14 protein-coding genes are annotated in these 14,214 nt (G+C 26.9%); 2 read left to right on the forward strand and 12 right to left on the reverse strand.

Annotated features, from left to right (window positions below; translation table 11 throughout):
- Positions 1-41: 41 nt before the first annotated feature.
- Genes H6553_09440 through H6553_09465 form a run of 6 tightly spaced genes read right to left on the reverse strand, consistent with a single transcriptional unit; the run spans position 42 to position 7,817 of the window.
- Entirely contained in the window at positions 42-956 is a 915-nt protein-coding gene (locus H6553_09440) for a glycosyltransferase (GenBank protein ID MCB9034048.1), read from the reverse strand.
- Complete coding sequence (locus H6553_09445) at positions 949-3,612, reverse strand: hypothetical protein (GenBank protein ID MCB9034049.1); 2,664 nt, start codon at positions 3,610-3,612, stop codon at positions 949-951. The genes H6553_09440 and H6553_09445 overlap by 8 nt, the downstream gene beginning before the upstream one ends.
- 22 nt (positions 3,613-3,634) lie before the next feature.
- Complete coding sequence (locus H6553_09450; protein MCB9034050.1) at positions 3,635-4,522, reverse strand: alpha-1,2-fucosyltransferase; 888 nt, start codon at positions 4,520-4,522, stop codon at positions 3,635-3,637.
- A gap of 3 nt (positions 4,523-4,525) precedes the next feature.
- The gene (locus H6553_09455; protein MCB9034051.1) at positions 4,526-5,350 is read right to left on the reverse strand and encodes a glycosyl transferase family 6; all 825 of its coding nucleotides are present in this window, start codon (positions 5,348-5,350) and stop codon (positions 4,526-4,528) included.
- Positions 5,350-6,810, reverse strand: a complete 1,461-nt coding sequence (locus H6553_09460; protein ID MCB9034052.1) for an oligosaccharide flippase family protein — start codon at positions 6,808-6,810, stop codon at positions 5,350-5,352. Before H6553_09460 ends, H6553_09455 begins: the two co-directional genes overlap by 1 nt.
- Positions 6,807-7,817, reverse strand: coding sequence for a glycosyltransferase (locus H6553_09465; protein ID MCB9034053.1), 1,011 nt, complete (start codon positions 7,815-7,817; stop codon positions 6,807-6,809). Before H6553_09465 ends, H6553_09460 begins: the two co-directional genes overlap by 4 nt.
- Before the next feature lie 32 nt (positions 7,818-7,849).
- Between H6553_09465 and H6553_09470 the strand changes: the two genes are divergently transcribed.
- Entirely contained in the window at positions 7,850-8,611 is a 762-nt protein-coding gene (locus H6553_09470) for a sulfotransferase family 2 domain-containing protein (protein MCB9034054.1), read from the forward strand.
- Here H6553_09470 and H6553_09475 read toward each other — a convergent pair.
- The 3 genes from H6553_09475 to H6553_09485 are packed head-to-tail and all read right to left on the reverse strand — an operon-like array spanning position 8,587 to position 10,799.
- The gene (locus H6553_09475; protein MCB9034055.1) at positions 8,587-9,387 is read right to left on the reverse strand and encodes an FkbM family methyltransferase; all 801 of its coding nucleotides are present in this window, start codon (positions 9,385-9,387) and stop codon (positions 8,587-8,589) included. The genes H6553_09470 and H6553_09475 overlap by 25 nt on opposite strands.
- Positions 9,377-10,159, reverse strand: coding sequence for an alpha-1,2-fucosyltransferase (locus H6553_09480; protein ID MCB9034056.1), 783 nt, complete (start codon positions 10,157-10,159; stop codon positions 9,377-9,379). Before H6553_09480 ends, H6553_09475 begins: the two co-directional genes overlap by 11 nt.
- Position 10,160: 1 nt before the next feature.
- Positions 10,161-10,799, reverse strand: a complete 639-nt coding sequence (locus tag H6553_09485; GenBank protein ID MCB9034057.1) for a hypothetical protein — start codon at positions 10,797-10,799, stop codon at positions 10,161-10,163.
- A 69-nt stretch (positions 10,800-10,868) separates the two neighbouring features.
- Here H6553_09485 and H6553_09490 point away from each other — a divergent pair, with 69 nt between their 5' ends.
- On the forward strand, positions 10,869-12,722 hold the full coding sequence (locus H6553_09490; protein ID MCB9034058.1) for a neutral/alkaline non-lysosomal ceramidase N-terminal domain-containing protein: 1,854 nt from the start codon (positions 10,869-10,871) through the stop codon (positions 12,720-12,722).
- A gap of 20 nt (positions 12,723-12,742) precedes the next feature.
- Here H6553_09490 and H6553_09495 read toward each other — a convergent pair whose 3' ends face one another.
- From H6553_09495 to H6553_09505, 3 genes are all read right to left on the reverse strand, one after another.
- Positions 12,743-13,231: a hypothetical protein gene (locus H6553_09495; GenBank protein ID MCB9034059.1), complete on the reverse strand. Its 489-nt coding sequence runs from the start codon at positions 13,229-13,231 to the stop codon at positions 12,743-12,745.
- Positions 13,232-13,370: 139 nt separating this feature from the next.
- Positions 13,371-13,673 (reverse strand): hypothetical protein, encoded by a 303-nt coding sequence (locus H6553_09500; protein MCB9034060.1) that lies wholly within the window; start codon positions 13,671-13,673, stop codon positions 13,371-13,373.
- A 113-nt stretch (positions 13,674-13,786) separates the two neighbouring features.
- Positions 13,787-14,062 carry a hypothetical protein gene (locus H6553_09505; GenBank protein ID MCB9034061.1) on the reverse strand — a complete coding sequence of 92 codons (276 nt, stop codon included), beginning with the start codon at positions 14,060-14,062 and terminating at the stop codon, positions 13,787-13,789.
- Between the last annotated feature and the right edge of the window lie 152 nt (positions 14,063-14,214).

The following is a 14,214-nucleotide window of genomic DNA, read 5'->3' on the forward strand; positions in this document are numbered from 1 at the left end:
AAAAACAGTGAGAAGCTAAAGTTAAAATAGGAATTTGGTTACTAATACCAAAGTCGAGCATTAACTTTTTTAAGATACGCTAAGCCATTTTTATTCATTACTTTTCTTTGGCTTTGTTTTACTCTTCTATATAAACTTTTAATTGTTTGAAAATACAGTTTTACATTCAATTTAGTTTTATACATAAAAAATAGTTTCCACATAATAAAATGTGTCAACACATAAATCCAAGGTAGATGTTTGTAAGCAACCAGTATTTTATTTTCAAACATTCTTGCATAGGTTTTATCTTGAATTTCTCTACCACTTGGATTTTGTTTATGTATTACTTCAACAACATCTGTATATAAAATGGTATAACCTGCTTTAATAGTAGCGTATGCAATATCATATTCTTCCATGCCATAGAAAAAATCATCTTGATATAAACCTGTTTGTTGTAATATGTCTGCTTTGATTACATGCCCGTAGCCAAAGAAAGAATTATAAAAAATTTCATTATTCGTTTTTAATAGAGTCAAATCTTTTATAGGTCGTTCTACTTTATTGGTAAATGGATTAATTCCTTTAAATCCTACAATACCTAAATTATATTTTTTGTATTCATCATATACTTTAATAACATATTCTATTACACTAGGATAGTTAATTTCTGCATCATCATCCATAAATAAAAGATATTTACCTTTTGCTTTTTGAATGAGTAAATTTCGACCACCAGCTACACCTAAATTTTTATCTGAATAAATGTATTGAACTAATGATTTTTGTTCTGGCGAAAGTTGAGCTATATAATCTTCAAATATTTGATAGGAATCTGTAGAGGCATTATTTACTACAATAATTTCTTTAGAAAATCCATCAAAATTACTTAAAGACAATACATTTGCGACAGCATCTATAGTATCTTTTGGTCTGTTATAACTTATAATTAAAAATGAAAAAACATCATTCATTTATTACTTCTTTTTTTTTCTTCTTTCTAAAGAATAAAAACAAAGCAATACCAATAACTATATAAAATAATATATGCCCAATATTTATAATAGTGTTTGTTGTAGCATATAGTTTAGGTTTAAACTCAAATGATATTTCGTGACTGCCTGCTGGAATTGGCATTGCTCTTAAAATATAATCTGCTCTTATATGGTCGACTTGTTTTCCATCTATATAACTTATCCAATCTCTATTTGGATTATAGATAACTTCTGAGAATATTACCAACTCTGGTTTATCTGACTTAAATTGGTATTTTATACTCATTGGATCTTTTGAGTCAACTAATCGAACATATCTGTTTTCGTTATAAACTGAATCTGTATTAGGTGTAAAATTGTTTAAGTTATTTTTGAACTCGTCCATAATTACTGCTGTTGTAGCTGGATTGATATCTCGTACACCTAAAATTTCTTCTTCTGGTGTTTTTACCCAATTGATATGATTCACCATCCAAGCATTGCCTAATGCACTATTATTTACTATAACTGAGTTAGCATCAACTCCTTGTTTTAAATATTTATTATTGAGTATATTGATGTAATTTGCTTTTGTTAATCCTGCTTTTGCATTTTCTCCTAAATCATAAGAAATACCATATTCTATTATATCTTGATATCTTCTAAGTTTTGCAGGATTGTATCCACCAATAGTTCTATGATAATACGCAGGTGATGCACTATTGAATACATTTCCAGTTAAGTCAATCATTCTAGCACCATCTTTATTATTTTCTAGAATAAATTTATCGGCATCTGTTAATGGGAAATTATTTTGTGCTTCTAGAATTGGATCACTAAAGTCATTATCGTTTAGATATCGCTTATCAAAACTCCAATTATCTATTAATAACAATAAAGCTATTGAAGCAATAATTATATTTCTTTGTTTTAGATAACCTTTAGTATATATAAATAGTAGTGCTAAAACTAATAGTACATAAATGATAGAACGAATAGTATCTTTTTGCATAATTGCTTTTCTATCCTTTACAACTGCACTATAAATTTCATTGGCAAAAGCTTCATCTCCTACACTTTGTTTTAGTTGTGTTTTAAATTGTTCGTCTGAATTATTATCTCCAGCAGACTTAAATGAGAACATTGAAGTGCCTATTACTAGTACTAAAACTAAAACAGACAATACAGATATGGCTGTTTTTTTAAGCACACCAATTCTATCGGCTACAGAAAAATCTTTACTAAAGAATGCATTTAACCCTAGTACACCCAATAATGCCATTAATGCTTGTGCTATGACTAAAATCATAGTTGGAGCACGGAATTTATTAAATCCAGGAATTATATTATATAGTAGCTTATAGAAAAATGCTAAATTTTTACCAAAGGCAATTAGAAAACACAATACTATAGCTGCAATTATCCAATATTTTAATTTGTCTTTGTAGGCGAAACAACCAAAAACAAATAGTAATACGCATATTATTCCGAAGTACATTGGTCCTTGTACAAAAGGTTCTGTTCCCCAATACAAAGGAACACCTCTTATAAATTGAGCTGCTTGCATTGGTTGTACTCCTTTATTAACTAGTGCTTGATATGTTTTAGAACTTTCGCTTAAAGCACCGCCAGAAGAACCACCTGTAAAGTTTGGAATAATAATAGCTCCTAATTCTTCAAAACCATAGCTCCATTGTGTTGCATAATCAAAACCAACACCTTCTTCTTTTACAGTTTCTGTAGGTGAAGCTTTAGCCGCTTCTGGATCCATAATTGCTTTATGTAAAATATCACCTCCACGAGTAGTTTGTTTAGAGAAATCATAGACAAAATAGTTGCTAAAATTCATAAAAACTGAAACGGACAAACAGAGACCAAAAAGGACTGATGCTATACCTATTGTTTTGAAGTCTTTTTCTTTTAGAAGACTAACAATTGAGAATAATATATATGTTCCAATAATTATTAAACTATAGTATGCTATTTGAACATGTGCACCAGCAATAATTTCGAAAGAGAAAACCATAGTTAGTACAGTACCTAAGAAATACTTTTTATTATAAAGAAGATAAACTCCTGCAAGTAAAGGAATAAACATAGCTGTTGTAATTACCTTTGTAACATGACCTGCATCTAAATTAATAATATTAATACCTGCAAAACCTATAGCTAAAGCACCAAGCATAGCTAAGAGTGGTCGTTTTAACAAAACATAGAAACCAATAAAGCTACAAATGAGTAAGAAAATAATTTCCATAGCTGGATCTGGTAGTAATCTAAAAAACTGATGTATCCAGTTTAACGGAAAATATTTAGTAATCTTTCCAAAATCAATACCACCAATTAAAAAACCTGGCATTCCACCAAATAGTCTATCATTCCACAAAAGCGTTTTACCTGTTTCTGCTTTATAGTCAGCTATTTGTTTAGTCATTGCATTGTATTGACTACCATCATGAGAATTTAATCTTTGTCCATCTAAAATTGGTTTACAATACATTACTGTAAGTATTAAAAACAACAATAATATTGCAGGAACAAGTATTTTATTGGATATATTAAAAGAAGATTGATTAATATCTTTTTTTATAGACTTTGCTGTTTGACTTTGACTAGGTTGATGAGTTGTTTTTTTAATTGGTTTCTTTTTACTCATGACATTAAATTATTTTGCTAATTTACAATTTTATCCAAGATTGTGGTATAATATCTTTATCTTCTAATATATTGTTGGCAAACCATTTGTTTGGTGCTAGTACTATTTTTTCTTTTGATGAATTTAAATAAGCCGCCCACCAAGAAAAAGTGCTATTACAAATAATATTATGTTTGCACCTACTCATTAACTGCATATCTTTATAGCTATCTTTTCCTTTATTGTGATTAATAAACGATTTATTATGGTTGATAATTAAGTTTTCTTTAGCCCAATCAATATCATCAGAAAAAATAAAGCAATGAATATTAGATATTTTTTGAGCTAAAAAATTAATTGCATCATGGTAATAAGACAAAGGTGTTTGTTGAAACTTTTTAGCGTTTTGTGGTAATTTAATATAATCTCCTCTCCTAATATGAATACTTACTGAGTTGGTAGTATTAATTTGATTGGCTATTGATTGATTGATTTCATCTAATGGTTGAATAAATTGAAAGTGTTTTAAAATTTCGGATTGATGTTCTATAAAGTATTTTTCGGATTGGAAATTACCTATTATAAATGCATTATTTGGACATTGTAAATAAGATGAATTAAACTGATGTTGTGTTTCTTTAAGTAAATAGTGTTTGTTTTGGTTGAACTGTTTTTTTATAAAATATTCTAGCTTAGCTAATGGATAAGTTAGTTTAGAATTAGTTATTGTAGTAGTTTGTATTTCATCTTTAATATTAAAAATACCTAATTCGTACTGCATTGGTGTAGTATAGTTTCCGTAAGGTAGTTTTGTATTGATAAAAGAAGTATCTAGGATAAGTTTGGTTTGCTGTTTTAGTGCAATGTTTTTTGCAAATGCATACTGGAACATTTGATTACCTAAACCACCTTGTAATAATATTTTTATCAATTTTTAAATATATGAGAACCCAAACAATTTATAATTTAAAGCTCTAATGTATAATTTTATTTTAAACAGCCAAGCATGTACTTTGTATTTTATTCCAGCTGAAAAATTGTCTGCATTATCGCCACGCAAGAAATTGTGTCCGCCTAACAAAGACTTATCTCTTAATAATGTTTTTTTAGGAAAAGGCAAATACCAATCTTGTGGATAGCAATATCCTGGATGCAATATTCGTGGTGGAAAATCTACAAAATATCGATTGATATGAGATTCATCATGACAAATAGCCAAGACATTATTCTCAGTATCTTTATCTATATTATTTTTTAAAACTAAACACATATCTAAGAACTCTTTTGTTGCTCCACCAATTAACCCACCTGCTAAATAATATACTCCTTCATTTGGTGCAATATAAGCTGTAGAAATTGGGTTAGCTTCATATTTAAACTGTTTTCTTCTAAAGTGATATGCCACTGGATGATGTTGACCTATCAAGTTATTATTTTCTGCTAATGGTTTAATTTCATTATACTGTATTGGTGTGATGAATGCGTAATTTGCATTAAAGAAATAGACTGCATCAAAATTGAGTAATTCTGTTTTTATACTATCAAACAAATGAAAACGCATGAGTGTATCGTTTGGCCAACCCATTGGTGCTTGATAAATTTTATGAATATTATTTTCTGTTTTGATATTGTCACTATCTGTAAATACGAAGTAATGTTTTTCTACATTTGGACAAAGATATATTTCTGCTGTTTTATAGAATTGAGTCCAAAACACATCGTACCTACCTGTACAAATATAAAGAATAGCTATTTTCATTAATCATTATTTTTTTGAAGCATTTTCTTAATTACATTACGCCATAATATTAAGAGCAAAACTCCGTAGATTACTATTTTTAAAAATACATTAAGAATTATATTCAACTCTATATTATTGATAAAATAATTTAGTATAGTAACCGTAGCAATTATTAAAGCACCTTCTATGCCAATTGTCCATCTTGGTAAATTTTGCTTAATTACAAATTTAATAATTAAGTAAGTAAAAGATGCCATACATATGTATGATACTAATGTAGTATATGCTGCAACCTGATAACCATATTTAGGAATAAATATAATATTCAAAATAATATTTATTAAGGCAGCAACTCCTATACTCCAATAAAGGTACTGAACTTTTTTTTCGTAGTAGATATAAAACCCTAAAATGGTATTGATATCATTAAATATATAAGCAATAATTAAAACTGGTAATAAATGTAATGCTGCATAAAATTTATCATTTAGAGCTAATATTTGTCCGCCTGTTTCAGAAAAAAAGATAAAGAAACATGCTACTGCCGTAATAAGTTTAATTAAGCTTTTTATTTGGTTTTTAACTGCATCTTCATCTTTTTTATTAAATAATTCAAACATATTAGGACGATTGGCACTAATAAAAGCAGCCGTAAATCCACTATAAATAATTGCAATTTTATATGCATATGAATACAAACCTGCATCGTTACTATTTTCCATAGCATTAATAATAATGGTATCGAAATATCCAAGTATAAAGCCACTAAGAGCAATAGGAATTAATCCAAGAGAATATACATATAATTCTTTCTTACTATTTATACTACCTTTAATAAAGAAATACTTTCTAAAGTAAATAAATAGGATAAGTATTGTAATTAATGCCATACCTATCGTTTCGCCGAGAATGCGTCCGTAGTAATTTTTTGCTATCCATAAAATACAAACAATTGAAAAAGCAACTCTAAATATATTAAAGACTATATTCCATATAGAATAGGTTTTACTTTTTAATTGAACATTAGTATAGTTATTAAAGAAAAGCATTATGATATTGACATAAATTCCAATAATAATAAAAGGAAACAGATGTTTTGGTAAGTTTATAAAGTCTAATATAGAAGTACTGAATAATGCAAAAACAATTAATCCGATTGTTGAATACAGCAACATATTCTTTACACAATAAGCAACTAAACTCTTTTTATCATAGCTTTCATCAAAATAAAAACGATAAAAACCAGCTGATAGATTTAATGAAAAAATGATGCTTAATAGGCGAACTGTGTTATTGAATACTTCATAGATACCAAAATCTGTAGGTTGCAGTAATTTGGTAAAGATTGGTAGTGAAATTACTGATATTAGCTGTATGAAAATATAAGATGAGAAGTAGACAGAGCCATGCTTTAGTGTTTCATAAAAAGCTAGTGACTTAAGCCTAGAAGAAGTATTCATCCATAAAATCTTAATCATAGTATTTTTTTACCTACGAGACATCTAACAAAGATAATTAGTTCTTTAACAAAGTTATCCAATCTAAAATTAGGTTTTAATTGTTTTTTTAATGAGCGTAATATTTTAAACTGGTTTAAATTATAAGTAGGAATTCTTAAATAGTACTTTAAAATTCTAGAAAAAACTACATTGTTTAGTATTATTTCTGGAAAAAAATTACGGTCTTTATTAATAGTGATCAGCTTGTTTACATAGTCTGAAACTGTATTTGTATTATTAATTAAAGTAAAATCGACCAATTGTAAATGTTGATTATCGAAGCTATTATTTATATATTGATAGAAATAGTGATGGAAATGATTTAAAGTTACTTTGTTCCTATTTAGTTTCGACTGTTTATTCATTACAGTAGAAATATTTGAGTTATGAATTCTATATTTTACAAGAATTTGAGGAATGACTATGGCTTTACAATTAAGTAATAGTCTTTGCCATAAATCATAATCTTCGCAAGGTGGATATGCTTCTCTGAAGTTTAGATTGTGCAATATACTTTTTTTAAATAAAACTGTTGAAGTGATAATTGGATTAAAGTAAAGCATGGTAGCCAATATTTCGTCTTTATTTAAATTAAATATTTGTTTATTATTCAATTTGGAATTATTAGCATCTATATACTGAGAACTAGCAGCAACAAAATCATAGTTTTGATTTTCAATTAAGTGAATTTGGGTTTTAAATCTATCTTGATGAGCAATATCATCACTATCTAAAAAAGCAATATAGTTACCTTTTGATAGACTCAATAATTTATTTCTAGTATAAGTTAATCCTCTATTTTGTTCATTTTCAAAATACTTAATTCTATCATCTTTAAAAGACAAAATAATATCTTTTGTATTATCTGTAGAGCCATCATTTACAATAATGAGTTCAAAATTATCATATGATTGATTGAGCACACTTTCAATAGCACTATATATATATGTTTCTGAATTATATGCTGGCATTAATACACTTATCATAGTGTAAAGATAATTTATTAATTTAGCACGCAATGAAATATGTAATAAATAAAATTAAATACAAATTTGACATTTGGAATTACCATCAACTATTAATTGACCATCATAAAAAAATAATAATAACCTTATTTCCCAAATGCATGTGCGAAACAACAAGAAGATATATAGTAAGTCACTATTCTAATAATACTAATATTTGGGAAGCAGCAAAAGAATATACTATTTTATATCAAAAAATACATTTATATAAAGATTATACAAAAATTGCAATTATTAGAAATCCTATTAAAAGAATTGTTTCTGCGTATGTAAGTAAATTTATTTACCCCTACTCACATAATATTTTTATACCTCAAGCAAAGGAAATAATTAATCATTATACTAAAAATTTTAATGATGGCATAAGCTTTAACCAGTTTATAAATTATATTACAAGTTATAATGTAAATAAACTAAATCATCACTGGAAACCATATAGTTTAATGTTTAAAAAGAAACATTTTGATCGTTTTTTTACAGTATCGAACAATAAACAGTTAGAGCTTTTTTTACAACAACTAGGATATTTTAAAACTTTAAATGATGTAAAAAACAATAAATCCTTTATGAAGAAAATTGATATTGATTTTAAAGTTGATAATTTTACTTTTAAAGATTTTAAAAACCAGTTTGATGTATTTAATGAAACACCAAAATATAATTACTTTATAACTGATGAAAATAAGCAAAAAATAGAAGCACTCTATTCTAGTGATTTAGCTCTATTTAATCAAGTTGAAAAAATAAGATTATAAATTTTTCTATATTGTTTCAATAGCCTATATTTTAAAATATTTATTTTCACAACTATTGTTTTTTTACTATACAGTTGTTGATTTACCCAAAACTGATCTCCAGCTACATCATTAACTGTATCAATTACTTTAATAAAGTTGTTGTTTTCTAAAAACGCTTCTATATCTGTTTTTATTGGTTGATTTTTATACAACTCAACATTTTCTACTTCTAACCAAATAGCTTGAATTTTTTGTAACATTGATTTGGCACCTTCTAACACCATTAACTCTGCACCTTGTACATCCATATGTATAAAATCTATTGTAGTTATCTTTTTTTCGGCACAATAATTATCTATAGTTGATGTTTCTACTTCTATTTTATCTTTAAACTTTAACCAGTCATGTATTTCTAATGTTTTATTAGGTTCAAGTAAAGAACTGCTTTTATTGCCATAATCCCAATCTTCGTTATTATCTATATTATTAGGATTTCCAGATGATACAAAGAAATCTACTTTTCCAAGTTGATTGGATAAACATTTTTGAGTAACTATAAAGTTATTAACTTGGTATGTCTTTATATTATCTTCAATTAGTTTTACATTGTTTGGCAATGGTTCAAATAAATGAATTTGAGCATTTTTAAATTGTTGTTTATACCTAATAGAACTTTCACCTTCACATGCTCCAATATCAAAAATTATCAAATCATATTCTTTATTAAATAATTTATTTAATAATTTTTCATGTTTTTCTAATTTTTTGTTTTCTATATATTCTTTACGATTCATCTTTCTTATTTTCTCTTAGCCAATTTGCCCACCATGCAAATGTACTGTTTCCAAAGATAGCATATTTACAGTTACTCATTAATACTAAATCTTTATAAGATTCATCAGCAATATTGTGTGTAATGTAATGATAATTCTCTGCAATAAAATTTTGTTGTACCCAATTTATATCATCTGAAAAAAAATAGAATTGTAAAGAAATATCTTTTTCTTTCATAATTTGATTTATTGCTTGTTCATAATATATTTTATCATATACTTTATGATAACCATTTGATGTTAAAAAATCGCCTCTCCTAATATGAACAAACACACTATCTTCTTTTTTAAATTGATTTACCAAATTCTGATTGATCCTATCTAATGGTTTTGCCAAAGCGAAATCATGTACAAGAATTTCTTTAATGCTATTAAAATATTCTTCATGCTGAAAATAACCTTTATAATAAGTATTATTTCTTATTGGCATTTTTTTATAGTCTTTAAAATTATCTTCTTTAATCTTTTTATACTTACCTAAAGAAGAAACTGACAATATTAACCTATTAAATAAATCAAATTTATTATTAATAAATATTTTATTTATTTTGTGGTTAGCTATTTTAAAATGTGTATTAAAATAATCTAACTCTAAAGTTCTAATGGTATCAAAATTATTTAAGGAATTACTATTTATATATAATTCACATTGTAAATCTATACTCAATCTTCGTCCAAATGCATATTGGAACATTTGGTTACCAAGTCCACCCATTAGTTCAATTAATATCATTTTAAGTAGATTTGCATATAATAATATCATTTTCTACACTTATACTATAGTTATCATTATACATTAAAATACTTTCTTTAATTTCATCTAAACTAGGATAATCATTTTCGCCAACAAATAACCGAGCATCATCAATCAATATGATATGATTTTTAAATCTACTTTTATATATAGCACTTAATTCTTTAATTATTGGACAATTTAAATCTCCTTTTGCTGTATTACCACCAGAATAATGTCCATCCAACCAAAAAATAGCAGGTTCATCTAACTCATTAACAATCTTCTCCATTTCTTCACCACTATCTCCTTGATACAGCTTTACATGTTTATAATCCTTAAAAAAATTAGTAGCATTTTTATAAAACATATCACTCAACTCAATAGAGTATATTTTTTTAAAATTATCTTTTTGAGCATAAATCATATCTCCCAAATATGTTCCTGTCTCAATAAAAACATCAAAATTAAATTCTTGCTTAATTTTATTTATAGTTAACTGCTTAACATAATGAGGAACTGGTAATGAATTATTGCTATTATTAATCCATTGGTTATAATTATTTTTATATCGTCTATGTCTTATTTTAAACTGAGTTCTTTTAGGTAATTTTGAAACTAAAAAATTTATAATATCCATATGTTATTCTTTTACTATTAAAATAAACTCAAATTTTCCCATCACCAAAAACAGTTAGTATAAAACTAAATGCTTATCTTACATCAAAAATACAAAATGTTTTTAATTGGACTAAGCAAAACCGATATTACTGTATTTGAGAAAGGTGCTAGCATGCTCGGATATGGTCTTTTTAGTCATATTTCTTTAGATGTTGACACACCTTTATATGCTAGAGCTTTTATTTTAGAAGATAAAACTAGTGGCAATAAATTGTGTATTGTTAATTGCGAATTGTGTTTTATCACTCCTGCTCTAAAACAAGGTGTTGTAGCGATGTTGCAAAAAAATAATCCTGAAATAAATATTAACGATAACAACTTAATTTTATCTGCACAACATACACATTGCAGTCCTGCTGGTTATTCTTACCATGCTATTTATAATGTTTCCGTACCTGGATTTCATAAAAGAATTTACAATACTTTGGTAAAAGGCATTACTAAAGCTATTGTAGAAGCCGACCTAAATAAAACTGAAGGTGGTGTACACTACGGAAAATCTACATTTGCTCCAGATATTCCTGTAAGTTTTAATAGAACGGTTAATTCCTACAATCAAAATCCAGAGGTAACAAAATATAAATTTTCTGAACGACACCTTGCTGTGGATAGAGAAATGCGATTGATTGAATTTGTTTCTAAAGATGGCAATCCAATGGGTTCTATTAATTGGTTTGCAGTACACACTACCAATTTGCCTAATAATTTTACTAAGATTTCTTCTGACAACAAAGGATATGCTGCTAAATATTTAGAGCGAGAAAAAAGAAAAAGCTATAGCAATTATATAGCAGCTTTTGCTCAAGGTGCTTGTGGTGATGTTTCTGCTAGAGTGAAATATAATCCAAGACACAATTTTCAAAGAGGAAATTTTGAAGGTTTTTATCCTGATGATATAAAGAGCAGTAAGTTTAATGGTGGTTTACAATTTGAAAAAGCAGATGAAATTACAGAAAACTTAAATAACACTTTAATTAATGAACATATTGATATTGTTACAAATTATTTTGATTTTTCTAATTTAGATATTGATAAAAAATATACCAATGGAGAAGAAGGTTGTTGTACTTCTCCAAGTGTAATGGGTTTGTCATTTTTAGAAGGTTCTAAAATGGATGGTCCTGGTATGCCTCCAATTATTGCTGCCTTTGCAAAAATTATGGCTCAACGAGTAAAGCATAGAGATTTATTATCGACTAAAAAATTGAGCGAAGCCGAAGCAGATAAAATCAATAGAAAATATAAAGCACAAGGCAATAAAAATATTATTATTGAATCTGGCGATAAGCGACTTTTAGGTTTTACTGACCTAAGAAAATTGCCATTGCCTAAATTTTCTGATCCTACAATTAGAAATTTGAAAGACTTTGCTGAAAAAGGAATTTTTGACGATTATCCTTGGGCACCACAAATTTTACCGATACAAGTTGCTAGAATTGGCACTATTGCTATAGTAAGTCTTCCGTTTGAAATTACTACAGTTGCTAGTTGGCGATTAAGAAAAACTATAGAAGATTTATTATCTCCTCATGGAATTGAAACTGTAATTCTTTGTCCGTATGCCAATGCTTATAATGGATACATTACTACACCAGAAGAATACGATGTACAAGATTACGAAGGTGGACATTGTGTTTTTGGAAGATGGAGTTTAAATGCCTTACAACAAGTTTGTGTAGCAACTTGCGAAGAGTTATTAAAACCAAAAGCCGACAGAACACAACAGTCGGTGCATTTACCTAAATTTACTAATGAGTACTTAGAACAATTTGAATATCATAAGAGTGCTTATTACAAGCGAATTGAGAAAAAACTAGAACGAAAAGAAGGTAGATTAGACAAAAGACACAATAAATATACAGACAGACAAGATAATATGTAATTGATTAATGTGATAATTGATTAATTGCTTAATTGCACAATTTCAATTCTCCAGTTTTTATTAAAATTAAACCGATGATGTGCAGACAATAAACCAATAGCTGTAACTAATGGATATACACTAATTAAACCTGTATATCCTAATGTTTTAGCTCTAAAACCTACATCACTTCCATTCTTACCTGTTGCTAAATCAACAATTCCACCAGTAAGTATTAAGCCACCGCAAGTACTTGCTATAATTGTTCCTATTTTTCTTGCTTTGATATGTGAGCAAGTTATTTTGTTGATATTATATATTGAAAAAATAGTACTGCCAATACTTATAGTGCTATCATTAATTATTTGATATCTTCCTTTAACTGTAGTATCATTAGTTTGAACAGTTATTTTAAAATTTTCTTTTATAAGCACTTGCTTATTTTTTAAGCTATTTGTTACTTTCAAAACATTTTGACTAAAAGAATTAACAGTTAATAATAAAAGAAACAATATAGATATTAGTTTCATATTTTACTTATTTTTAAAATCTAAAAATAGCTAGTAAATACATAACTGGCATATTAAAAAAATAATTTAACACAATTATTCTTAAAATACCAATATATAGGTAGTAAGTTAATTCATCTATTTATCCATTAATAATCATTTAAGGAATAGAATCTGCTATTGCGTAATCTGCTTCGGTAAAGGTATAAGTATATCTAATTCCATTGCATTTTAATAGTTTAGAATTATAACTATTTTCACAATACGGAGAATGGATTATAGTATTGCAATTTTCATTTTTATAATATACTTTTTGTTTTGTATCATATAAAATAATTACAGAATCAATAAAATTGAATTTTTCTGTACTACCATATTGATACGATGTACTTATAATATTACCCATACTAATCTCTAGAGAATCTATTTTATGAATAGTATCATAACTTATATACATTTTCACTTTTATATCTGAGGATGTATTATTAATATATTTTGTTTCTACAATATTATCACATATCTTATTACAAGATAATAATATAATACAAATAATAAAACATATAACTAATTTGATTTTCAAGAAATACTATCTGCTGCTAAATAATCATTTTCATTCAATATGTAAGTATAATAAGTAGTACACTCTGTGAGCCATGGTGCATAGTTAGATTCACATGCTATATTTCTTGCAATTCTACAAGGATCTATAGCTGTGTAATAAGTTTTTTGTTTTACATTATCATAATTGATGTTTATTGAATCTGTATCATATAATATAGATATATTTATATAATCAAAATTATTTGCAACAATCGTAGTTGTATCATTATAATCTGATCTATAATATATCATAGTAACATTGTGACTTGTACGATTTTCTATTCCATACATAATTTCATCAACTTTATGGCATTTACCTCCGGTACAAGAGGTGATTATAAGAAGAGTAATAACAACAAATAAATAGCTTGTACATTTCATAATTTAACTATTTTCTAAAATCT

The organism is Chitinophagales bacterium (genome assembly GCA_020636535.1).
Lineage (GTDB): Bacteria > Bacteroidota > Bacteroidia > Chitinophagales > JADIYW01 > JADJSS01.

What these genes read in the sequence shown, in the direction of transcription:
- H6553_09440 (MCB9034048.1), bottom strand. Translation starts at nt 956, where the DNA reads ATGAATGATGTTTTTTCATTTTTAATTATAAGTTATAACAGACCAAAA.
- H6553_09445 (MCB9034049.1), bottom strand. Translation starts at nt 3,612, where the DNA reads ATGAGTAAAAAGAAACCAATTAAAAAAACAACTCATCAACCTAGTCAA.
- H6553_09455 (MCB9034051.1), bottom strand. Translation starts at nt 5,350, where the DNA reads ATGAAAATAGCTATTCTTTATATTTGTACAGGTAGGTACGATGTGTTT.
- H6553_09460 (MCB9034052.1), bottom strand. Translation starts at nt 6,810, where the DNA reads ATGATTAAGATTTTATGGATGAATACTTCTTCTAGGCTTAAGTCACTA.
- H6553_09465 (MCB9034053.1), bottom strand. Translation starts at nt 7,817, where the DNA reads ATGATAAGTGTATTAATGCCAGCATATAATTCAGAAACATATATATAT.
- H6553_09470 (MCB9034054.1), top strand. Translation starts at nt 7,850, where the DNA reads ATGAAATATGTAATAAATAAAATTAAATACAAATTTGACATTTGGAAT.
- H6553_09475 (MCB9034055.1), bottom strand. Translation starts at nt 9,387, where the DNA reads ATGAATCGTAAAGAATATATAGAAAACAAAAAATTAGAAAAACATGAA.
- H6553_09480 (MCB9034056.1), bottom strand. Translation starts at nt 10,159, where the DNA reads ATGATATTAATTGAACTAATGGGTGGACTTGGTAACCAAATGTTCCAA.
- H6553_09485 (MCB9034057.1), bottom strand. Translation starts at nt 10,799, where the DNA reads ATGGATATTATAAATTTTTTAGTTTCAAAATTACCTAAAAGAACTCAG.
- H6553_09490 (MCB9034058.1), top strand. Translation starts at nt 10,869, where the DNA reads ATGCTTATCTTACATCAAAAATACAAAATGTTTTTAATTGGACTAAGC.
- H6553_09495 (MCB9034059.1), bottom strand. Translation starts at nt 13,231, where the DNA reads ATGAAACTAATATCTATATTGTTTCTTTTATTATTAACTGTTAATTCT.
- H6553_09505 (MCB9034061.1), bottom strand. Translation starts at nt 14,062, where the DNA reads ATGATATATTATAGATCAGATTATAATGATACAACTACGATTGTTGCA.